The sequence below is a fragment of the Lutibacter maritimus genome, from assembly GCF_900116115.1.
Lineage (GTDB): Bacteria > Bacteroidota > Bacteroidia > Flavobacteriales > Flavobacteriaceae > Lutibacter > Lutibacter maritimus.
In genome coordinates this window covers 20,024-42,207 of record NZ_FOZP01000003.1, presented here as the reverse complement: position 1 = coordinate 42,207, position 22,184 = coordinate 20,024, and the positions used below count along the sequence as shown (strand labels likewise).

The 22,184-nt window shown below is 31.6% G+C and carries 20 protein-coding genes; 17 read left to right on the top strand and 3 right to left on the bottom strand.

The features are described from left to right. The first annotated feature begins 38 nt into the window (after positions 1-38). The 14 genes from BM335_RS05665 to BM335_RS05600 all read left to right on the top strand — a co-directional run bounded on the left by BM335_RS05665 (position 39) and on the right by BM335_RS05600 (position 18,576). Entirely contained in the window at positions 39-608 is a 570-nt protein-coding gene (locus BM335_RS05665; RefSeq protein ID WP_090224138.1) for a helix-turn-helix domain-containing protein, read from the top strand. 168 nt (positions 609-776) lie between these two features. After that, a complete protein-coding gene (locus BM335_RS05660; RefSeq protein WP_143102385.1) occupies positions 777-1,052 on the top strand; it encodes a heavy metal-binding domain-containing protein in 276 nt (91 codons plus the stop codon). A 232-nt stretch (positions 1,053-1,284) separates the two neighbouring features. Next, positions 1,285-3,780, top strand: a complete 2,496-nt coding sequence (locus tag BM335_RS05655; RefSeq protein ID WP_090224134.1) for a heavy metal translocating P-type ATPase — start codon at positions 1,285-1,287, stop codon at positions 3,778-3,780. Positions 3,781-4,034: 254 nt separating this feature from the next. Next, entirely contained in the window at positions 4,035-7,211 is a 3,177-nt protein-coding gene (locus BM335_RS05650; RefSeq protein ID WP_090224132.1) for an Eco57I restriction-modification methylase domain-containing protein, read from the top strand. Between the two features lie 397 nt (positions 7,212-7,608). Next, positions 7,609-8,013: a hypothetical protein gene (locus tag BM335_RS05645; protein ID WP_090224130.1), complete on the top strand. Its 405-nt coding sequence runs from the start codon at positions 7,609-7,611 to the stop codon at positions 8,011-8,013. After that, a complete protein-coding gene (locus BM335_RS05640) occupies positions 7,979-8,452 on the top strand; it encodes a helix-turn-helix domain-containing protein (protein ID WP_090224128.1) in 474 nt (157 codons plus the stop codon). The genes BM335_RS05645 and BM335_RS05640 overlap by 35 nt, the downstream gene beginning before the upstream one ends. 10 nt (positions 8,453-8,462) lie before the next feature. Further along, positions 8,463-8,924, top strand: coding sequence for a hypothetical protein (locus tag BM335_RS05635; RefSeq protein ID WP_090224126.1), 462 nt, complete (start codon positions 8,463-8,465; stop codon positions 8,922-8,924). Between the two features lie 219 nt (positions 8,925-9,143). Then, complete coding sequence (locus BM335_RS05630; protein ID WP_090224125.1) at positions 9,144-9,455, top strand: DUF6660 family protein; 312 nt, start codon at positions 9,144-9,146, stop codon at positions 9,453-9,455. Between the two features lie 73 nt (positions 9,456-9,528). Continuing rightward, a complete protein-coding gene (locus BM335_RS05625; RefSeq protein WP_090224123.1) occupies positions 9,529-13,911 on the top strand; it encodes a CusA/CzcA family heavy metal efflux RND transporter in 4,383 nt (1,460 codons plus the stop codon). 1 nt (position 13,912) lies between these two features. Continuing rightward, positions 13,913-15,118, top strand: a complete 1,206-nt coding sequence (locus BM335_RS05620) for an efflux RND transporter periplasmic adaptor subunit (RefSeq protein ID WP_090224121.1) — start codon at positions 13,913-13,915, stop codon at positions 15,116-15,118. Between the two features lie 11 nt (positions 15,119-15,129). Then, on the top strand, positions 15,130-15,468 hold the full coding sequence (locus BM335_RS05615; protein ID WP_090224119.1) for a P-II family nitrogen regulator: 339 nt from the start codon (positions 15,130-15,132) through the stop codon (positions 15,466-15,468). A 1-nt stretch (position 15,469) separates the two neighbouring features. Continuing rightward, the gene (locus BM335_RS05610) at positions 15,470-15,886 is read left to right on the top strand and encodes a Fur family transcriptional regulator (protein WP_090224117.1); all 417 of its coding nucleotides are present in this window, start codon (positions 15,470-15,472) and stop codon (positions 15,884-15,886) included. Between the two features lie 52 nt (positions 15,887-15,938). Then, positions 15,939-17,885: a heavy metal translocating P-type ATPase gene (locus tag BM335_RS05605; RefSeq protein ID WP_090224115.1), complete on the top strand. Its 1,947-nt coding sequence runs from the start codon at positions 15,939-15,941 to the stop codon at positions 17,883-17,885. A 64-nt stretch (positions 17,886-17,949) separates the two neighbouring features. Then, positions 17,950-18,576, top strand: a complete 627-nt coding sequence (locus BM335_RS05600; RefSeq protein WP_090224113.1) for a methyltransferase family protein — start codon at positions 17,950-17,952, stop codon at positions 18,574-18,576. Positions 18,577-18,610: 34 nt separating this feature from the next. Here the strand turns inward: BM335_RS05600 and BM335_RS15695 are convergent, their stop codons facing one another. From BM335_RS15695 to BM335_RS05590, 3 genes are all read right to left on the bottom strand, one after another. Beyond that, positions 18,611-18,775, bottom strand: coding sequence for a hypothetical protein (locus tag BM335_RS15695; protein ID WP_177219166.1), 165 nt, complete (start codon positions 18,773-18,775; stop codon positions 18,611-18,613). Positions 18,776-18,943: 168 nt separating this feature from the next. Continuing rightward, positions 18,944-19,162, bottom strand: coding sequence for a hypothetical protein (locus BM335_RS15690; protein WP_177219165.1), 219 nt, complete (start codon positions 19,160-19,162; stop codon positions 18,944-18,946). Between the two features lie 318 nt (positions 19,163-19,480). After that, positions 19,481-19,816 (bottom strand): helix-turn-helix transcriptional regulator, encoded by a 336-nt coding sequence (locus BM335_RS05590; RefSeq protein WP_090224108.1) that lies wholly within the window; start codon positions 19,814-19,816, stop codon positions 19,481-19,483. A gap of 286 nt (positions 19,817-20,102) precedes the next feature. Here BM335_RS05590 and BM335_RS15555 point away from each other — a divergent pair, with 286 nt between their 5' ends. The 3 genes from BM335_RS15555 (at position 20,103) to BM335_RS05575 (ending at position 22,183) form a co-directional block, all read left to right on the top strand. After that, positions 20,103-20,507 carry a DUF6943 family protein gene (locus BM335_RS15555; protein ID WP_218157805.1) on the top strand — a complete coding sequence of 135 codons (405 nt, stop codon included), beginning with the start codon at positions 20,103-20,105 and terminating at the stop codon, positions 20,505-20,507. Positions 20,508-20,584: 77 nt separating this feature from the next. Continuing rightward, positions 20,585-20,950: a DUF2493 domain-containing protein gene (locus tag BM335_RS05580; RefSeq protein WP_090224103.1), complete on the top strand. Its 366-nt coding sequence runs from the start codon at positions 20,585-20,587 to the stop codon at positions 20,948-20,950. 213 nt (positions 20,951-21,163) lie between these two features. Further along, the gene (locus BM335_RS05575) at positions 21,164-22,183 is read left to right on the top strand and encodes a ComEC/Rec2 family competence protein (RefSeq protein WP_090224101.1); all 1,020 of its coding nucleotides are present in this window, start codon (positions 21,164-21,166) and stop codon (positions 22,181-22,183) included. Position 22,184 lies beyond the last annotated feature (1 nt).

Genomic DNA, 22,184 nt, shown 5'->3' with positions numbered 1-22,184 from the left:
GGGTAGTTTTAAAATAGTTTAATTAAAAACTAATAGCAATGGAACAAAAGAATATAGTTAGTGTAAAAAATATGGTATGCGACCGTTGTATTAAAGTGGTTAAAGATGAGTTAATTAAAAATAATATAATGTTTAACTTTATTGAATTAGGAAAAATTCATTTTGAAACAAGCCCTTCAAAAAATCAATTATTAACGCTAAAAACAATAGTAGAGAAAGAAGGTTTTGAGATAGTTGAAGAATCTGATTTAAAAATAGTAAACCAAATTAAAACGTTAATTATTCAGAATATCTTTCACCAAAAACACAAATTGTTTAATGAAAACTATTCAACATTCCTATCTTCAAATTTAAAAATAGAATACGCACACTTAAGTAGAATTTTTTCTGAATTAGAAGAACGAACTATTGAAAATTACATTATTCAACAAAAAATTGAAAGAGTAAAAGAACTTATTAGCTATAATGAATTAACCATAAGTCAAATTTCATATGAATTAAATTATAGCAGTCCACAACACTTATCTCGTCAATTTAAAAAAATTACAGGAATCACTCCTACACAGTATAAAAACATAGGGTCTCGTGAGAAATTAGATACAATTTAAACATAATTATGCACAACTAAATTACAATATCTACAGACCTTTATAATATAATTAATAATAAAAATTTAAAAACTAAAAATGATGAATACAAAAAATTTATTAGCTGTTTTTGTGATAGCTATCTTAGGATTATCGTCAATGAATGCTCAAGAAATGGACCATTCTAAAATGAAAAAAGACACGACAAAAATGATGGACCATTCTAAAATGGAAATGAAAGAAATGTACACCTGCCCAATGCACGCCGATGTAAAAAGTGATAAGCCAGGAGATTGCTCTAAATGTGGTATGGAACTTAAAAAAATGGAAATGAAGCCATCATACACATGTTCAATGCATCCTGAAGTTGTTAGTGACAAAAAAGGTGAATGTCCAAAATGTGGGATGAAGCTTGTTGTGAAAAAAAAGGAGATGGAGAAAAAAAGTGAGCATAAACATCACTAAAAATATTTTTAAGTCCTGTTAAGAAAAGAGTAAGCACCCCTTTTGTCAAGAGATTCTTGATTTTTAAGTTGATTTAATTTATGAAGAACCTACTCTTTTCTTAATCAGGCACAATTTTTTTAAATCTTAAACCTTCACAGTGGTTTTTGTTCAAACACATTTATGTGCCTTCTTCCAAAAAATAAATCAACGATAACATAATTTTATTACGAACTACTAAAAATATTAAAAAATGAAACATACATACCATATTTCTGGAATGACATGCAGTGGTTGTAAAAACAACGTTGAATCTGCTTTAGGGAATTTAAAAGAAATTACCAAAGTAACTGCAGATTTAAAAAAGGGTGAAGTTGTTATTGAAATGTCATCACATATTTCAATAGAAAAATTACAAGAAACCTTGCTAAAAGCAGGATTACATTATACAATTTCAAATGCTGGAGAGACCAAAGTATCTCAAAATAATCAGAAATCCAATCATCTCAACCAACCTAAAGAAGGTAATGGAATTTTTTATTGTCCAATGCAATGCGAAGGAGACAAAACCTATGATAAACATGGAAGCTGTCCAAAATGTGGAATGGACTTAGTTGAGCAACCAAAATTAATTCAAACAACAAAATATACCTGTCCAATGCACCCTGAAGTAATTCAAAATGCTCCAGGTTCCTGCCCTAAATGTGGTATGGATTTAGTCCCAATGGAGCCCGATGAAAGTGAAGAATTAAAAACTTATAAATCCTTAGCTAAAAAAATGAAAATTTCAGCTTTTTTAGCCATTCCTGTTTTAATAATTTCAATGTCAATGCACCTACCTTCTAATCCATTGCCAAAATTAATGCCGCAATTATATTGGGATTGGTTACAGCTTTTTTTAACAATTCCTATTGTATTTTATACATGTTGGATGTTTTTTGAACGTGCTTACAAATCAATTATTACTTGGAATTTAAATATGTTCACCTTAGTTGGTATAGGAACAGGTGCTGCATTTTTATTTAGTATAGTTGGTCTATTATTTCCAGAGGTTTTTCCAAGTGAATTTAAAGGAGCATCTGGCGATGTTAATATGTATTTTGAAGCTACAGCGGTAATTTTAACATTGGTTTTATTAGGGCAATTGTTAGAGGCAAAGGCGCATAGTCAAACAAGTGGTGCCATTAAAGAACTCCTAAAATTAGCACCTTCAGAAGCAACGTTAGTTGTTGATGGTGAAGATAAAGTTGTAGCAATTCACGCAATTAAAAAAGATGATATATTACGTGTAAAACCAGGTGAAAAAATACCTGTTGATGGTGTTATTTCCGAAGGAAGTAGCAGTATCGATGAATCTATGATTACGGGTGAACCAATCCCTGTCGATAAAAAGGAAGGTGATACCGTGAGTTCAGGAACAATTAATGGTACAAAATCATTTGTAATGAAAGCTCTTAAAGTTGGTTCTGAAACGCTCTTAGCTCAAATAATACAAATGGTAAGTGACGCTAGTAGATCAAGAGCACCTATTCAAAAATTAGCCGACACCATTTCAAAATACTTTGTCCCTATTGTTGTACTAATATCAATAATTACGTTTATTATATGGGCTAATTTTGGGCCAGATCCTGCATTGGTTTATGCTTTTGTAAATGCCGTGGCAGTATTAATTATTGCCTGTCCTTGTGCGTTGGGTTTAGCTACGCCAATGTCTGTAATGGTAGGTGTTGGTAAGGGAGCACAAAACGGAATACTTATAAAAAATGCGGAAGCTTTAGAGTTAATGAATAAAGTAAATGTTTTAATCACCGATAAAACAGGAACTTTAACTGAAGGGAAACCTTCGGTAGAAAAAGTAGTTGCTTTAGAAGGCACTTCAGAAGAATTATTACAACAAATAGCATCACTTAATCAATATAGTGAACATCCATTGGCACAAGCTGTTGTTGATTATGCAAAAACAACTAAAACCAAATTAAGTAGAGTTAATGATTTTAAAACTATAACGGGTATGGGCGTTATGGGTACTGTTGCTAATAATAAAGTTGCTTTAGGTAATGAAAAATTAATGGTGAAAATAAAAACAAGCATTTCTAACGACTTAAAAACTAAAATTATTGAAGAACAAAAATTAGGTAAAACAGTTTCATATATAGCAATTAACCAAGTAGCAGTTGGATTTGTTACTATTTCTGATGCCATAAAAAAAACCAGTAAAGAAGCAATAAAATCCTTAATGGATAAGGGAGTTGATGTTATGATGCTAACTGGTGATAATGAAAATACAGCAAAAGCAGTTGCAGATAAACTGCACTTAAGTAATTTCAAAGCAAGTTGCCTTCCCGAAGATAAATTACAATTCATTAAAAAATTACAAGCAGAAGGAAAAATTGTTGCTATGGCTGGAGACGGCATTAACGATGCTCCGGCGCTGGCACAAGCTAATGTTGGTATTGCGATGGGAACAGGTACCGATGTTGCCATTGAAAGTGCTGAAATTACTTTAGTTAAAGGCGACTTAAAAGGCATTGTGAAAGCTAAAAATTTAAGCCACGGTGTAATGAAAAATATCAAACAAAACTTGTTCTTTTCTTTTGCCTATAATGTGCTTGGTGTACCTATAGCTGCTGGTTTATTATTTCCTTTTTTTGGTATTTTACTCTCACCAATTATTGCCGCATTAGCTATGAGTTTTAGTTCGGTATCTGTAATTGTAAATTCACTAAGATTAAGAAAAACCAAGCTTTAAAAAAATGAATAAAGTTGTTGATTAAATTGTAATAATTTGTATCTTGTGATTCTTAAGAAACTTTCGTTTCTTTACTCTTTTTCATAGCAATTTTTAAAGCCTCCAAAGGAGGCTTTTTTTATGACATTAAAGAATCCCAAAAAACAACAATTAAGTGCAAATTAATGTTTGTTAAATAATAATTTAACCTTATTTTTATACAAAATAATTGCGTTTGTAGTTCAACTACATTTTTTCAATTCAATCTGTATTTAATGGCATTATATCAAACCTCAGTACTTAAAAACTATCTAAATCTACAAAATGTTGATAAAGTTAGTAAAGCATATAAAAAATATACCAAGTACTTTCACAATACCACCATACAGGAAAATATTAAAAATTCTAAAGAAGAACAATACCAGGCAAAGTTTTTAGACGAGTTGTTTGTAAATATATTGGACTATTCGCTGAATCCAATGCCTAATTTCAATATCACAACCGAGTTTAAAAACCAAAAAGGTGCAGGAAAAGCAGATGGTGCTATTTTAAAAGAAAATTCAGCCATTGGTGTTATAGAGTTAAAAGGAACCAACACCAAAGATTTAGAAAGCATTCGTAAACAGGCATTCGATTACAAAGCCAATCAAAAAGGCTGTGTGTATGTCATTACATCCAATTTTGAGAAGTTGCGATTTTACATCAACGATGCTACCGAGTTTTTAGAGTTCAACCTATTTCAGTTAGCACCAGAAGAATTCAATTTGTTGTACCTCTGTTTGCAAAAAGACAATATTCTCAACAACTTACCGCTCACTATAAAAGAAGCCTCTTTGGTTGAGGAAGACAAAATCACAAAACAGTTTTACAACGACTATTCAGTATTTAAACGTGAACTCTTTAGAGATCTCGTAAAACGAAATGCCAAACGACTCAAACAAAACAACGTCACTTCGAGTGATTCACAAAGTGAATCGTATCGAGAAGTTGACGACCAAAAAGCCCTCGAAAAAAACGTAAAACTATCCCTTTTCAAAAAATCACAAAAATTAATAGATCGTTTTCTATTTATTTTCTTTGCCGAAGATAGAGATTTATTACCTGCAAACTCAACCATACAAATTCTGGACAAGTGGAAATCCGACATTGATTTTGGTGATGAACGCCCATTGTACAACCTCTTTAAACAATACTTTCATTTTTTAGATGAAGGCAGAAAAGGCACAACCTCAAGAGCTGAAATCTACGCATACAATGGTGGTCTCTTTAAACCAGATGCCATTTTAGATAGTCTAGAGATTGACGATGAGTTACTCTACAAACACGCATACAAACTCGCTAAATACGATTTTAGCAGTCAAGTAGATGTCAATATTTTAGGACACATTTTTGAAAACTCTTTAAATGAAATTGAAAGCGTAAATGCCGAAATTGAAGGTGGTGAGTTCGACAAACAAACAAGCAAACGTAAAAAAGACGGTGTGTTCTACACGCCAAAATACATAACCAAATACATTGTTGAAAATACCGTTGGTAAACTTTGCCAGGAGAAAAAAGAAACATTAGGTTTTAAAGAAGAAACCTATTTTGAGCTAAAAAAAGGCACACACCAAAATACCAAAAAACAATTATTAGATATTTTAGATACCTACCGAGAATGGCTATTGCAAATCACTATTTGCGACCCTGCTTGTGGTTCTGGAGCGTTTTTAAACCAAGCATTAGATTTTTTAATAAAAGAACACAGGTATATAGATGAACTAAAAGCAAAAGTATTGGGCGGAGGTTTCATTTTAAGCGATATAGAAAATACCATACTCGAAAACAATATTTATGGAGTAGACCTCAACGAAGAGTCTGTAGAAATTGCCAAACTATCCCTTTGGTTACGCACCGCTCAACCACGACGTAAACTCAACGATTTAAGTAACAACATAAAATGTGGTAACAGTTTAATTGATAGCAAAGCCGTGGCTGGCAACAAAGCTTTTAATTGGCAATTACAGTTCCCACAAATATTTGGTACGTCATTGAGAGGAACGAAGCAATCTGCCGAATCAAAACAAGGCTTTGATGTCGTCATTGGAAATCCGCCTTATGTCAATGCAAATGAATTAAAAAAGGGATTATCCAAAGACCAATATTCGTTTTTAAAATCTAACTTCGCTACGGCTAAAGGAACAGTAGACCTTTATATTTATTTTTTTGAAAAAGGATTAGATATAATTAGTCAAAAAGGTATTCTTTCATATATAACACCTAATAGATTTTTATCAGCAAGTTATGGTAAGGCATTAAGAGAAATGTTAGTTAATCAATATGAAATATTAGGTTTAATAGATTATTCAGATAAGAGGGTTTTCGAAGATGCGAGTACCTATCCTGTTATATCATTTTTAAAGAAAAAAGAGAGAGAAAACTATGAAGTAACAACAGGAGGTTTTGATGAAGTTTCAAAGCAAATTATTGAAGCTAAATTTGATTCAAAAAAACTAAACGTTTTAGAGGATTATATTTTAGGTTTTTTATTGAACGATAAATTAATAATTACTGAAAAAATTATTAATCAATCGGAAAGTTTAGAAAATGTAGGTAAGATTAATGCAACTTCTACCGCAAGTGAGGCTGATGATTATTCTAAACTTATTACTGAAGATGGTCAAGGTTATAAATTAATTAATACTGGAACAATAGACCCTTATTGTACAACTTGGGGAATTTCTGAATTAACAGATAAGGGTAGGAAATTATTAAAACCTTTTTTACCCAAAGAATCAACGAGCATTTCTGAAAATAGGCATAATTTATACTCATCGCCTAAAATTATTATTGCCAAAATTGGATTAAAATGTGAAGCTTTTTATGATAATAAAGGAGAATATTCATCTATAAATACAAATTGTATTCACTCATTTAGTGAAGATTATTTACCGGAATATGTACAATGCTGGATTAATTCAAAATTATATAATTATATGTTTGAATGCTTCTTTGATGGATTGAGAATGTCAGGTGGTTATCTACTTTTTTCAGCACCAAACTTGCGCAATACATATATCAAAAGAATTCCTATTGATAGGCAGAATCAATTTATTCAATTATCAGAAGATTTACAAAAGAAAAATACTGATTTTATTATTATGCTTTCACGCTTTAGTACTTTCTTTTCTAATAGCATAGAAATAGAAAAACTAACCCGTAAACTCGAAAACTGGCACGAGTTAGATTTTGGAGATTTTATAAAAGAACTCAACAAAGCCATTAAAAAAGCAGGTGGCACACCACTCACTAAAAAAGACGAGTTTGAGTGGTTAGAACTTTTTGAGGATAACAAGAAAAAAGCCCAAGAGTTACAAACCCAAATAACCCAAACAGAAAAGGCAATAGATCAAATGGTGTATAAACTGTATAACTTAACTCCAGATGAAATAGAAATTATAGAAAACACATAATTCCCCGGCAGTTCGAGTGTTTTTGTGAATTGAAAAGGAACAAAAATAATATCGAGAACCATATGCAACAGCCAGCATTGAGCTAAGTAAAAACATCATTGCGACCACAGGGAAGCAATCTGTTTATTGTATAACTAAAATAAAATTATATCGAGAACAAATTAATTATTAGTACGAACCTAAAACACAAGAAACCTTATAAAAACACATAATTTCCCGTCAGTTCGAGTGATTTTTGTGAATTGAAAAGGAACAAAAATAATATCGAGAACCAATCAATTATTAAAAAAAACTATGAAAAACACACACTTAAACAACTACAAATCAATTATTATTAACAATTTTATGTTAATAAATAGCTAAAAACTTTGAAATAATTAACCAATAGCTTAATTTTGTGCGTAGAAAAGCAATAATTATAAGAAAAAGCAGTGATGGCAAACGATGTGTTTGTGTTGATGTAGAAAATTTTGAAACCATTTTAGCGTATGCAAAATTACATCAAAAAAAATTCAATCATATGGTAAGCATCATCCTAAACCAGTTAAGAGTACCCGATTTATACGATAAAGAAAACATCAATAAAAAGGTAAAAGGTGTAACCGCTATGAAATTTTTTAAAGGCCGTTCTAATGATAGAATTTATTGTAAAGAATTTACCCAAGATGATAAAACATTTACCGTTGTAGCCGTTGAGCTATTTGAGAAAAAGAAAACACAAAAAAATTCTCCAAAAACCACACACTTAATAAACAAAATTTCAAACTATGAATACGAGATCATTGAAAGAAATGCACAATGAATTTGACAGTATATTTAACTTTGAAAATAAAGAAGACAAATGGGAGGTAGAAGCTAAAATTTTAGTCTCTAAATTTTTGTCTATTGTTCAAAAAGAATTAGAAAAAAACAATGGTAATAGAAAAGAATTAGCTGAGGCAATTGGAACTTCAGCAAGTTATATTACCCAGTTATTTAGAGGGAATAAAATGCCAAACTTTTTAACCTTGGCAAAAATGAAAGACGTTCTAAATATTGAGTTTAGTATAAGTTTAGAAGGTGAAATTAATTCTCAAATTTCTGAAGATGACATCTCTCAGTATTTGAATAAATTCTACCAATCCCACAATGGTGATTATATTAAAATTATTAAAAACAAGCCTTTTAACACCTTGCCAAATCGTATAAAAAACACAGCTAAACCATATAATTTTAGCTCTGTAGATTACCAATCCGCTTAATTATTTTGTAATGAAAATAACCAAATCTCCATTAGTACAAACCGATTTTTTTGTACTAAACTGCAACTATAATTTTATTGAACCTACCGAAGAATCTACCAACATTACTGAAACCTTTAGCAACTATAAAATTGATTTTGACTTTGCACATAAATTACAAGACAATGGGCAAATATACATATTTGTAAAAGTTGAAATTAACAATATAAAAAATGCCTTACCAGGTTATAAAATGTTTATTGAAGGGGTTTCAATATTTGAAATTAATGAAGCTAAAATAGTTGCTCAAAAACAAAAAGATGATTTAATAAATATTTCAGGTTTAAGCATTGCTATTAATAATTTACGTAGTTATATAGATAATATAACAATGTACAACCCACTTGGTAAATACACTCTCCCGGTAATAGATTTAGGAGCACTTTACAAAGAGAAAAATAAAAAAATAAAGAAAAATAAATCTATAAATTAGTAGTAGAATAAATCCCCATTTCCAGCAGTATTTTCAGCATAACGTCACCCTGAGCTGAGCCTTTCCTGAGTTTATCGAAGGGTCGTAGTGTCATTGCGACCGTAGGGAAGCAATCTGCACCTAAAAAATCCAAAATTTTAATCCCTTACCAAAACCATAGGTTCAAAGATTTTTTTGCACTACCATTGCATTTATAATTTTACTACATTTGCGTTCATAATGAAATTTTTAGCAACCATACTAGCATTATTTATACTCTCATTGTCTGCACTACCGTGCGATGATGATAGCTTTGACAACCAACAAACTGAAACAGTATCTCAAGTTGTCAATCTAGATAATCATTCACATTCAGATATGTGTTCTCCTTTTTGTATGTGTAGTTGTTGTTCTATAAGTGTTACAGAACCTGTAAAACATATAGAATATGTAATGTATGCTGAAAAACCTTCAAAAGTAGTAGCTACATTTTATAGCTCATCTTTTTCCAATAACTATTACTCAAAAATTTACCTACCTCCTCAAGTTTAAGTTATAAATACAATTGAATCACCTTCATTACGAAGGTTGATTTTAAATATTAATAACTTAATCTTAAAAAACAATGATCGATAAAATCATTCGCTTTTCAATTAATAATAAATTAATTGTAGGCTTATTTATTTTAGTTCTTATAGGAGCTGGAATATATTCAATGTTAACAATAAAATTGGGTTCAGTACCCGATATTACCAATAATCAAGTTCAAGTAATTACAGTTGCTCCTAATTTAGGAACGGAAGATATTGAACAATTTGTTACGTACCCTGTCGAACTTGCAGTAGCTAACTTACCCAGCGTTACAGAATTGCGTTCAGTTTCTCGTTTTGGACTTTCGGTAGTAACTATTGTATTTTCTGATGAGATGGGTACGTATTTACCACGTCAATTGGTTCAAGAAAAATTAACAGCCATTCAAGAAAGCATTCCTGCTGGTTTTGGAAAACCTTTTATGGCACCAATTGCTACTGGCTTAGGAGAAATTTACCAATACTCAATTGTTCCAAAAAAAGGTTATGAAACTAAATACTCCCCGTCTGATTTAAGAACAATTCAAGATTGGATTGTAAAACGTCAAATGGCATTAGTACCTGGTGTAGTAGAAATAAACTCTTTTGGAGGAAATGTAAAACAATATGAAATTGCTTTAAACCCAAACAAATTAAACAGTATGGGTATTAGTATCAATGAGGTTTTTGAAGCATTGGAAACCAATAATTCTAATACTGGTGGTGCATATATTGAAAAAAATCACCAAGCTTCCTTTATCCGTGGAGAAGGTCTTGCTAGAAGTTTAGCAGACATTGAAAATATTGTTGTGAAAAATGTAGAAAATACGCCCCTTTTAATAAAAGATGTAGCAGATGAAGTCCATTTTGGTACAGCTGTTCGCTATGGCGCTTTTACGGAAGATGGTCAAGAATCGGTTGGTGGACAAGTATTAATGTTAAAAGGTGAAAATCCAAATGAAGTTATAAAAAATGTTCAGAAAAGAATTTCGAATATTCAAAAATCCTTACCAGAAGGTCTTGAAATAAAACCGTTTTTAGATAGAAGCGATTTAATTGCACGGACTACAAGTACAGTTTCCAAGAACCTTATTGAAGGTGCCTTAATTGTAATTTTTGTCCTAGTACTTTTGTTGGGAAGTTTAAGAGGAGGTTTATTAACGGCTTCAATTATTCCGCTGTCATTATTATTTGCCTTTATTCTAATGAAAGCAACAGGTGTATGGGCAAACCTAATGTCCTTAGGCGCTATTGATTTCGGAATTATAGTTGACGGCGCGGTAATTATTGTTGAAGGAACTGTACATCATATTGAGCAACGCCTCAAGAAAAACAAAATCAACATCACTACTGCTGAAATGGATGAGTTAACCTATAAATCAAGTAGTATGATGATGAATGCTGCTTTTTTTGGACAATTAATTATTCTTATAGTTTTTACCCCAATTTTATTTTTAACAGGTGTTGAAGGTAAAATGTTTACACCAATGGCATACACCTTTGGTTTTGCAGTTTTAGGCGCCTTGTTATTATGTTTAACCTATGTTCCAGTGATGGTATCCTTATTTATGAAACCATCTCCACAAGGCAAAAACAATATATTTACACGTTCTGAAACTTGGCTAAACACTATTAGCAACAAGGTAATGGCAGCTATTTTTAAAGTATATAAACCTTTAATACAAGGGGCTTTAAAATTTAGAAAAACAACCATTGCAATAGCGAGTGGTTTATTTATAATTGCAGCACTTATCTTTTCAAATATGGGTGGGGAATTTATTCCAAAATTAGATGAAGGGGACATTGCAATGCAAATTATTATGAAACCAGGTAGTTCATTATCAGAATCTATAAAAGTATCTGAAGAGGTAGAAAATATTATCAAAAATAATTTTCCTGAAGTGATAACAGTCGTAGGTAGAATTGGTGTTGCTGAAATTCCTACCGACCCAATGCCGATGGATATTGCAGATTGCTTTATAATATTAGAAAAAGATGTAAAAAAATGGACTTCTGCAGATAATAAAGCAGAACTAATTGAATTAATGCAAGAAAAATTAAAAGCAATAGTGGGGGTGAATTTTATTTTTAGCCAACCTGTTGAATTGCGTTTTAATGAATTACTCACAGGTGTTCGTGAAGATGTTGCTATTAAATTATATGGAAATGATTTAGATGTTTTAGCTATAAAAGCAGAAGAAATGGCTAAAATTATACAAACTGTTGAAGGTGCTGCTGATGTTAGAGCTGAAGCTACTGAAGGTTTACCGCAAATCACGGTAATCTATCAACGAGAAAAATTAGCGAAATACGGTTTAAATATTGATAAATTAAATAGATATGTAAGCACCGCATTTGCTGGTGCAAATGCAGGAATTATTTTTGAAGGGGAAAAACGTTTCGATTTGGTAGTTCGTTTCGCAGCTAATAACAGAGAGAGTATTGAAGATTTAAAAAATCTTTTTGTAGATCTTCCAAATACAAATACGCAAATACCCTTAAAAGAATTAGCAGATATTAGTTACAAGCCTGGTCCTATGCAAATTTCACGTGACAATACGTATAGAAGAGTTTCTGTAGGTGTAAATGTAAGAGGAAGAGATGTAGAATCTATGGTTGGTGATATTCAGCTAAAACTAGATAAAGAATTGAACTTACCAGAAGGGTATTTTATTGAATATGGTGGGTCTTTTGAAAACTTATTAAGAGCAAAAGAGCGTCTTTCTATTGTTGTTCCTATTGCTTTATTCTTAATATTTATACTGCTTTACTTTGCTTTAAATTCAATAAAACAGGCAGCTATGATTTATATGGCAGTGCCTTTGGCTGCCATTGGTGGTATTTTAAGTTTATCCTTACGAGGTATGCCTTTTAGTATTTCAGCAGGGGTAGGTTTTGTAGTGTTATTTGGAGTGGCTGTATTAAACGGATTGGTTTTAGTAAGTAGATTTAACAGTTTAAAACTAGAAGGAATGACTGACGTAAAACTCCGAATCTTTACAGCTACTGAAGAAAGATTAAGACCAATTTTATTGACTGCAATTGCAGCTATTATGGGATTTTTACCAATGGCAATTTCAGCATCAGCAGGTGCAGAAGTTCAACGCCCTTTAGCAACAGTTGTTATAGGTGGTTTAATTTCATCAACGCTATTAACCCTTTTAGTGGTGCCAATTCTGTATTACTTTGTTGAAAATGGTACTTCTTTTAAATCAAAACTTAAAATGAAAATTTCTAAAACAACACTTTTAATTATTGGAATGGTGTTTAGTATGGCATTAAATAAATCCTATGCACAAACAGCACCTATAAAAATATCAATTGAAGACGCAGTTAAAATTGCAATGGAAAACAATCCTTTAATAAAAGGAGCTCAATTAGAAATTGAAAAACAACAAAGTTTAAAAAAAACAAATTTTGATCTTGATAAAACAGCTATAAATTATACACGTGGTCAAATAAATTCACCACAAATAGATTATGAATGGAATATTTCACAAGATTTTAAATTTCCTACAATTTATGGAACACAAGCTAAGTTACAAGCTGATAAAATAAAACTAAGTGAAACTAATTTAATTGTTGAAAATAATAAGTTAGAGCGAAATGTAAGAGCTATTTATTTAGAGTTATGGTTCACAAAAAACAAATCAAATTTAATTTCCAGCCTAGAGAAAGAATATGAAAATTTCGCCTTAATTGCTGAAAAAAAATACGCGCTTGGCGAAACTAATTTGATAGAAAAAATCGCCGCAGAAGGTAAAAATGAAGCTATTAGATTGTTGAAATCTGAAGTGGAATTAGACATAAAAAGTTTAACTAAGCAATTGCAGTTGCTAATGAATATGGATGTTTCCTTTGAAATTTCTAATAAAAATTTAGAAAAAATTCCTTTTAAAACTTTTGCCGAAGAAAATACTGAAAATCCAATACTCTTATTACAACAAAATGAAATTGCAGTTAAAGAGAGAGAACATAAATTAGAGAATGCAAAATTTCTTCCAGACCTGTCCGCAGGTTATTTCAATCAACAAATTGATGGAGTTAAAAACTTCTCGGGTTTTGAAGTAGGTCTTAAAATACCTTTATTTTTTAGAGCACAACAAGGAAAATCTCAGGCAGCCAAAAAAAGCGCTGAAATAGCTTCAATAAATTATCAGCAAACAAAATTAGAATTAGACGCAATAGTGCAAACCAAACTCAATGAATATGAAAAGCAAAAAGCTGCTTTAGCATATTATGATTCAACAGGTATATTTTTAGCGGATAAACTATTTTCATCTGCTATAAAAGCATATAAAGATGGTGAAATAGGCTATGTAGAATATATTGCACTTATGGAACAATCGATTGAAATTAGAAGTAGTTATTTAAACGCTCTTAATCTTCACAATCAAACAGTAAACGAAATTAATTACCTAACAGGAAAATACAATTAAGATGAAAAATATTTTAAAAATCAGCACCTTATTAATACTTCTTTTTACCATAATAAGTTGTGGAAATAGCGAGTCAAAGCATACTGAAGGCGATGAAAATAAAAGTGAACAAACAAAAGATGTGGCTAATGAAGAGGAAACCCCAAATAAAGTAGCTTTAAAATTAAACCAATTAGAAATAATGGGCATAGCGTTAGGCAACCTTAGTCAACTAAATTTAGGAGCTTCATTAAAAGTAAACGGTCAATTAGAATTACCGCCTCAAAATATGGCAAGTGTAAGTGCTATAATTGGCGGTCGCGTACAAAGTGTTTCAGTAGTTGAAGGTGATTTTGTAAAAAAAGGTCAGGTTATTGCAACATTGAACAATCCCGAATTTATTTCTATGCAACGTGCATATCTTGCTGCTAAAAGTAATTTAACATATTTAGAAAAAGATTATGTAAGAAAGAAAGAATTAGAAAAAGAAGGAATTACTTCTGCTCGTGCATTTCAAGAATCGGAAGCAGCATATTTAAATGCCAAAGCCGATTTAAATGCTACAAAGGCAACGCTGTATTTAATCGGGATTAACGTTTCTTCCATTGACAAAGGTGTAATTATTGCTTCAATTCCGGTAATAGCTCCAATTCAAGGTTATATTCAAAAAATTGAAATTAATATTGGGAAATCTGTTGCTCCTGAACAAGAAATGTTTGAAATTGTAGATAATAACTTTTTACACTTAGGTTTAAATGTATTTGAAAAAGACATTGAAAAATTAAGTATGGGACAAAAAATAGCATTTACACTTTCAACAAGGCCTAATAAAATTTATGAAGCTGAAATTTTTGCCTTAGGAAAAGCTTTTGATTTGGATACTAGATCTGTAAAAGTACACGCTAAAATTATTGGCACACACGAAGGATTGTTAACAGGTATGTTTGTAGAAGCCAGAATTGCAACAGATAGCAAATTAGTTGACGCGCTACCTGATGAAGCATTTGTAAATGAAAAGGGGTTGGATTATATTTTTATTCAAATAGAAAAGGATGAAGATGATCTTGTACTTGAAAAAATTCAAGTAATTAAGGGCGTTTCTGATTTAGGATTTTCAGAAGTACAGTTTCCCAATCCTATGGAAAAAAACATCTTAATAGTTACAAAAGGTGCATATTATGTAAATTCAGAGCTTAACAAAGGCGAATTTGAAGGACACGACCATTAAAATATTTTAAAATGAAAGAAATTAAAGCATTTATAAAACCTACAAAATTAGAAAATGTTGTAGAAGCTCTTAAAGAGAATGGATTTGAAAGTGTTACATTATCTGAATGTGAAGGCACAGGAGCCTATAAAAGAGAAGATTCAGTACCTTCGTTAAAATTTCATTTTGCAGACAGTAAGATTATTAAGTTAGAATTGATTTGCCAAAATGAGGAAGTTAAAAAAGCAGTTAAAATAATTTGCGAAAATGCAAAAACGCCTTATCCAGCTGATGGCATTGTTTATGTCTCTGATGTTATTGATGCATATAAAATAAAAACTGGGAAGTCAATAAAAAAAATTGATTTTTAATATGATTGAATTAGAACAAATATTAAAGAAAAATAACGTAAAACCAACAGCAATGCGACTGTTGGTTTTACAATTTCTTTTAAATAAAAAATCCGCTATCAGCTTAACGGATGTAGAAGATTATTTTGTTAAATCCGATAGAACAACATTATATCGCACTTTAAAAACATTTGTTGAAAGTGAATTAGCTCATAAAATTGACGATGGTACTGGAATTACTAAATATGCATTATGCGAAGAAAATTGTCATTGTGAAATTGAGACTGATTTACATCTGCACTTTCATTGCAAATTATGTAATGAAACTAGTTGTTTAACAGACCACAAAATACCAAACATAAGTTTACCTAAAAATTTTATTGCTGAAGATGTAAATCTTGTTGTAAAAGGCATTTGCAACAAATGCAATTCAAATTAATGCACTTCCATTGCATACACTATTTACTTAATTTTGAATTAAATATTAAATTATGAGTAAAGACAATGAATGCGAAGATGGTGCTTGTGCAGTAGATTATACAAAGGAAACTGTTGCTTCAAATAATACTTTAGCCATAAACAAAGCTTACATAATTCCAATAATTAGTTTGCTTTTTCTATTGTTGGGTATTGGTCTTGATTTTTTTGAAGTTCCTTTTTTTAGAGCACCTATTCCTTTAATTTGGTTTAGTGTAATTTATATGCTTATTGGCGGACCTGTTCTTTTAAAAGCAGCAAAATTAATAGTTAAAGGGACAATTTATAATGAGTTTGTTTTAATGTCGGTTGCAACAATTGGTGCATTTTTAATAGACTCTTATGAAGAAGGTGTTGCCGTTATGCTATTTTATGTAGTAGGAGAACTATTTCAAGACGGTGCTGTTAATAGAGCAAAACGTTCTATTGAAGCCTTGTTAAAAGTTCAGGTTGAAGAAGTAACAATTATTGAGAATGAATTAACATTTATAAAACATCCCAAAGATGTTAAAATTGGTCAAATAATAAGGGTTAAAGCAGGCGAAAAAATAGCTTTAGATGGTGAATTAATTTCAAATGATGCCGTTTTAAATACAGCTGCATTAACAGGAGAATCCGTTCCTAAAAACAGTAATAAAGGTGAGCAAGTGCTGGCAGGAATGGTAAATCTTACTAAAGTCATAGAAATAAAAGTTACCAGTAAATACGAAGACACCAAACTCTCCAAAATCCTTAAATTGGTGCAAGAGGCAGTTGGTAAAAAAGCAAAGACCCAACTCTTAATTAGTCGTTTAGCTAAAATTTATACCCCAATTGTTTTTTGGTTGGCAATTGCATTAGTTATAGTACCCTACTTTTTTCTTGCTGATAATTATATATTTCAAGTTTGGTTACAACGTGCCTTAATATTTCTAGTAATATCGTGTCCTTGTGCCTTGGTAATTTCTATACCACTTGGATATTTTGGTGGAATCGGTGCAGCATCACAAAATGGTATTTTATTTAAAGGTTCTAATTATCTCGATTTAATAACCAAAGTTGATACTGTGGTTATGGATAAAACAGGCACCTTAACAAAAGGTGTATTTGAAGTACAAGAAATTGTTACCCTAAATTTCGATAAAGTATTAATGGTTGAATTAACAGCTGTCCTTGAAGCCAATTCTACTCATCCAATTGCAGAAGCTATTGTGAAATATGCTGCAATTAAAAAGACTAATTATAAATCCACAAATGTTGAAGAAATTTCCGGTTATGGAATGAAAGGGCAAATTGGAGAGTATGAGGTGTTAGCTGGAAATACAAAGCTATTGGATAAATTTCAAATTGCGTATGATGAAAACTTAAAATCCAATACTGAAACCATTGTTGTTATTGCCATAAATAGTAAATATGCAGGTTATATTACAATCGCAGATACCCTTAAAGAAGATGCTAAAAAAGCAATATTAGATTTGCATAACTTTAAAAACATAAAAGAAGTTGTGATGCTTTCTGGTGATAAACAAGCAGTTGTTGACACCATTGCAAATAAATTAGGGATTGATAAAGCAATAGGTGATTTACTTCCTGAAGATAAAATTTCAGAAGTAGAAAAATTGAAGGCAATGGGAAGAACAATTGCTTTTATAGGCGATGGAATTAATGATGCTCCAGTAATTACCATAGCTGATGTAGGGTTGGCAATGGGAGGTTTAGGAAGTGATGCAGCCATTGAAACAGCCGATGTAGTGATACAAACAGATCAACCTTCAAAAATTGCAACAGCCATAAAAATTGGCAATTCCACCAATAAGATTATTTGGCAAAACATTTGGTTGGCATTGAGTGTAAAAATACTAGTATTAATTCTTGGTGCTATGGGAATGGCAACAATGTGGAAAGCTGTTATAGCAGATGTAGGCGTTGCATTATTGGCTATTTTAAATGCGGTGCGTATTCAAAAAATGAAGTGGGATTAAATAAATCAATTTACTTTTAAAGAATAAATATGCCTGCAAATTATAAAGGAAAACGGTATAAGAAATGATTGAAAAAATATATTTAGGGCTCATACTTGTATTTTTTATACTTGCTTTTGCAATTAGAAATATAAAGACATATTTAGCTACAAAGCAATCCATAAGAGGGAAATCATTAAAATTATCAATGTCGATTTTCATTTCAACAATTATGTATGTATTAATAATGCTCCGTTTAACTTTACTTAAACCTAAATGGATTATTGAAATTGAAATATTGAATTACCACTCATTAAAATCAATTGGCTATATAGTTATTTTTGTAGGTTTTATTTTAGGAATTTTTGCGTTGATTGCAATGAAAAATTCTTGGAGAGTGGGTATTAAATACAATCAAAAAACCATATTGGTTACAACTGGAATTTATAGCATTAGTCGAAACCCTTATTTTTTATCGTATAATATTCTTTTTTTAGGATACATTCTAATTTTCCCTTCAATTATCTTAATCGTTTTATATGTGCTACTTGTAATCATTTTTCATAAAATGATTTTGGAGGAAGAAGAATATTTAAAGTCCATCCATAATGCCAAATATGAGGCATACAAAAATAAGGTCAATCGATATTTAACAATAAACTTAAAATTATTTAAGGTCCATTTTAACATTTTAGTTACCATAATGTTATAATTAATCGCCCCATCTCCAGCAGTATTCCGTTTCATTACATTCCACTACATACAGCTTCCAATTCCGCACAGTAAGAACTTGCTGAAAAAAGCAAGAACTTACTTTTTGCCTTTGCGCTTTTAAATCCGTTTCCATAAGAATAAACACAACAAACTACAAACATTCGTGCAGGTAATAAGGTGTTCGTCAATTGCTCCATTTTGTTTCATAAAATACAATTAAAAATGCTCCTATGTCGCATTTGTACTTGCCATTCATTGCACTACAATTTGTGCTCCAGTGGGTGCTCATTGTAGCGCACTCACTTATTTTATTGCACACATTCCACGCATTCCTCACCCACAGCTATCTTTTGTACCCAAACCCTTTAATGTTTTGCTACGCAAGTCATTTTATTGGGTACAACCGCTGTTTCATAATTTTGGCTCGCCTGCTGCTCACTCCGGGCTAATCGGGTTGTCACAGTTTTTGCAGTACTTACTTCAGAAAAAGAAAATCCATTTTGCATATAATTTAACCACTCCTTATCACTCGTGATTAAACCATATTGCAAACGCTCACAAGAGCAAGATATTCTGTTCATCATTTCTCGTTTTGGCACTTCGCTAATCCAACAAAATTGATAATTAGCATCCTATCAAACCAACAACTAAAATCAAGCAGCTAATAACCAAAAGCGAAGTACACAATACGCTACATTCTTCACTTTATATCTTGCACTTGCTTTTCCCACATCATTATCCGATTTCAAAAAAGTAAGCAAAAACAGCGCCAACCCTGCGTGTGCCACGTAGTTGTTGCACGCACTTATTCCGTTGTCAACGTGCTTTTGCCCCAACACCCTCCGTTCAACTCGCCTAGGCGGCTCGCCTAAATGCTACCGCATTTGTCGTGCGATTACCTGCTAAAACTTAAATTTATATTTTATACAATAATTAGCTGCTTGCATTTCTATTTCCCTTCTAGTTACAATCTTATTTTGTAATAGCCAATTATCAATTTCATATTTGTTAAAATACAATTTTTTGCCACCCCTTTTATAATGCGGGATTTCTTGGTTACTCGTTAGTTTATAAATATGGCTTTTAGAAAGCTCTAAATAGTCGCATAACTGATTTAAGTTCATAACTTCTTTATAACAATCATTTATAGATGTACCACCTAATTTGTGTTCGATTGATGAAATTCGTTTTTCAATAACATTCAATTTTTCAATAATAATTTCAAAAGGATTTTCCATAATACGATATTTTAGATTCAAAGTAAAAATAAAAAAAGACAGCAAAACTAGGTTGTTCCCTTCTCCAGCCGCACAACACCTTTCAAGGTCAAGCCCTATGGGTTTTGAAAAAAATCTCCACCTCACAAATGTTCGTCTCCGTTTTTTTATAAAAACACAGGTCGTATTTTTCTCAAAAACCTTGACAGGCGATCCCTCACAACCAGTAACATTGCTTTCTTTTTTCTTTTTGTTTCAAAATTTATGTGTGCGGAACGCAGTGAAGCATAACTTTAATTCCGTACCTATGTCTAATTTTGAAATCAAAACACACCAACCAGGAAGAACCTACAACACACCGCACTTTTTTATCTTGTCGAAAGGCTTAAACAGTGGCAGGCCGATGAACCAGCCTTGCACCAACTGTTTTGTGATTACAACAGCTGCAGAACCAACCCGGGAATCCTTGTATTATTTATGCTTATCGCTTAAAACAGGTCAATACTTCAGTTATTATTTAAAAGGAAGTGTTATCCCTTTTATCAGTATTTCAGATGCTAAAAAAGTAATCAATGAAGCACTCCAAAATAACCAGGAAAAACAATGGAAAATGAAAGTTGAAAAACTCAAAAAAATCAATGCATTTGAAGACAATCTAAAACAACAACTTTCAACAATAAAGCAATTAAAAATTGCATTGTTGAGGTCTTAAGGGTCTGCAGCAAGCTAAACCTAAACGTCATCCCCAGCTTGACTGGGGATCTCACCATCATTAAATGAAAACAACTTATGAAAATAATCATTGCTGGAAGTAGAACCTTCACCGACTATAAAAAACTATCTGAAGTATGCGACCAGTTTCTCCAAGATCAAACCGATGTAGAAATTGTAAGCGGAGCTTATTATAAAGGAGCCGACAAACTTGGTGAGCAATACGCAAAGGAGAGAGGTTTTAAAATAACCCAATTTCCAGCCGACTGGAAAAGATTTGGAAGAGCTGCAGGACCAAAACGCAACGAGCAAATGGCAAATTATGCTGACGTATTAATTGCCTTTTGGGATAGAAAAAGTAAAGGAACTAAACATATGATTGATTTAGCGAAATGCAGAGGTTTTAAAATATTTTTGTACCATATTACTACAAATGAAATTTAAATTCATTTAAAATTAGTAACAACCATATTTTTTAATCACTTTTTTAGTAAATTAGTACATTGAAAAAATTGCAATTTCAACAAATGATAAAATAATCTAAAATTACTTTTAACCTCTATTTTATTAAGGGATAAAAGAGAAAAATAATGTATATAACAAGTTATGGGCAATGCAACGACACGAAACTACAATATCAAAATTTGACAAAGAATTATGGCGACAATTCATTTTTTAAACGTACTTGAAGGAGACTGCAACATTATACAACACGATTCAGGACGAGTTACAGTTATGGATGTAAGCAACGCATACAATGACGAAGATACAGACGAAGAAAAAGCGGTTAAAGCATCAGCAGAAAGAGAAGAAATGAGAAATAGAACTCACGTACCCTCTGACAAGAAAAACTACAACCAAAAGAAAACACCAGACAATCCAATTGACTACTTAAAAAACAATCTTAACATTAACAGTATTTTTCGGTTCATTATTTCTCACCCAGATATGGACCACTTAGACGGCATTAAGGACTTATACGAGGAGTTTTCAATTTACAACACTTGGGACACCGATAATGACAAAGAAATTGACCTTAACGGGTTCTTTGCGGGTTATAACAAAGAAGACTGGAAGTTCTATAAAAACCTAAGAGCAGGAAAAAACACGAATACCAAACGTCTGACATACTTCTCAAAAAACGACAATCAATATTATAATGAGGACAACATAACAATCTTGTGCCCAACAGCCGAACTCGTGCAAAACGGCAATGAAACAGAAGATTACAATGACGCTTCTTATGCAATATTATTCACGCCACCCAAGAAAAATGGTGGTAATTGGAAAATACTTTTAGCAGGTGACACACACGATGATTCTTGGGAATACATACTTAAAAATCACAAAAGTGAAGTTTCTAATATTGATGTTTTATTAGCACCACATCACGGTAGAGATTCAGATAGAAAATACGATTTTTTAGATACACTTAAACCCAAAGTTACTTTGTTTGGAAATGCAAGTTCGAAACATCTGGCATATTCAAAATATCCCAAGATACGAATCACTAATAATCAAGCTGGTTATGTAGTTTTAGACACTTCAACAGACTACTTAAAAGTTTATGTGAAAAACTACGAATTTGCAAGAGATTTCCGAGCAGAACGTGGTTGGGACGAGCCACAATATAATTCAATACATAAAGCTTACTTTCTTTTCCTATACAACGCTTAAT

What these genes read in the sequence shown, in the direction of transcription:
- BM335_RS05575 (WP_090224101.1), top strand. Translation starts at nt 21,164, where the DNA reads ATGGCGACAATTCATTTTTTAAACGTACTTGAAGGAGACTGCAACATT.
- BM335_RS05590 (WP_090224108.1), bottom strand. Translation starts at nt 19,816, where the DNA reads ATGGAAAATCCTTTTGAAATTATTATTGAAAAATTGAATGTTATTGAA.
- BM335_RS05640 (WP_090224128.1), top strand. Translation starts at nt 7,979, where the DNA reads ATGAATACGAGATCATTGAAAGAAATGCACAATGAATTTGACAGTATA.
- BM335_RS05655 (WP_090224134.1), top strand. Translation starts at nt 1,285, where the DNA reads ATGAAACATACATACCATATTTCTGGAATGACATGCAGTGGTTGTAAA.
- BM335_RS05625 (WP_090224123.1), top strand. Translation starts at nt 9,529, where the DNA reads ATGATCGATAAAATCATTCGCTTTTCAATTAATAATAAATTAATTGTA.
- BM335_RS05600 (WP_090224113.1), top strand. Translation starts at nt 17,950, where the DNA reads ATGATTGAAAAAATATATTTAGGGCTCATACTTGTATTTTTTATACTT.
- BM335_RS05665 (WP_090224138.1), top strand. Translation starts at nt 39, where the DNA reads ATGGAACAAAAGAATATAGTTAGTGTAAAAAATATGGTATGCGACCGT.
- BM335_RS05580 (WP_090224103.1), top strand. Translation starts at nt 20,585, where the DNA reads ATGAAAATAATCATTGCTGGAAGTAGAACCTTCACCGACTATAAAAAA.
- BM335_RS05620 (WP_090224121.1), top strand. Translation starts at nt 13,913, where the DNA reads ATGAAAAATATTTTAAAAATCAGCACCTTATTAATACTTCTTTTTACC.
- BM335_RS15555 (WP_218157805.1), top strand. Translation starts at nt 20,103, where the DNA reads ATGTCTAATTTTGAAATCAAAACACACCAACCAGGAAGAACCTACAAC.
- BM335_RS05660 (WP_143102385.1), top strand. Translation starts at nt 777, where the DNA reads ATGAAAAAAGACACGACAAAAATGATGGACCATTCTAAAATGGAAATG.
- BM335_RS05650 (WP_090224132.1), top strand. Translation starts at nt 4,035, where the DNA reads ATGGCATTATATCAAACCTCAGTACTTAAAAACTATCTAAATCTACAA.
- BM335_RS05635 (WP_090224126.1), top strand. Translation starts at nt 8,463, where the DNA reads ATGAAAATAACCAAATCTCCATTAGTACAAACCGATTTTTTTGTACTA.
- BM335_RS05615 (WP_090224119.1), top strand. Translation starts at nt 15,130, where the DNA reads ATGAAAGAAATTAAAGCATTTATAAAACCTACAAAATTAGAAAATGTT.
- BM335_RS15690 (WP_177219165.1), bottom strand. Translation starts at nt 19,162, where the DNA reads ATGATGAACAGAATATCTTGCTCTTGTGAGCGTTTGCAATATGGTTTA.
- BM335_RS05610 (WP_090224117.1), top strand. Translation starts at nt 15,470, where the DNA reads ATGATTGAATTAGAACAAATATTAAAGAAAAATAACGTAAAACCAACA.
- BM335_RS05630 (WP_090224125.1), top strand. Translation starts at nt 9,144, where the DNA reads ATGAAATTTTTAGCAACCATACTAGCATTATTTATACTCTCATTGTCT.
- BM335_RS05605 (WP_090224115.1), top strand. Translation starts at nt 15,939, where the DNA reads ATGAGTAAAGACAATGAATGCGAAGATGGTGCTTGTGCAGTAGATTAT.
- BM335_RS15695 (WP_177219166.1), bottom strand. Translation starts at nt 18,775, where the DNA reads ATGGAGCAATTGACGAACACCTTATTACCTGCACGAATGTTTGTAGTT.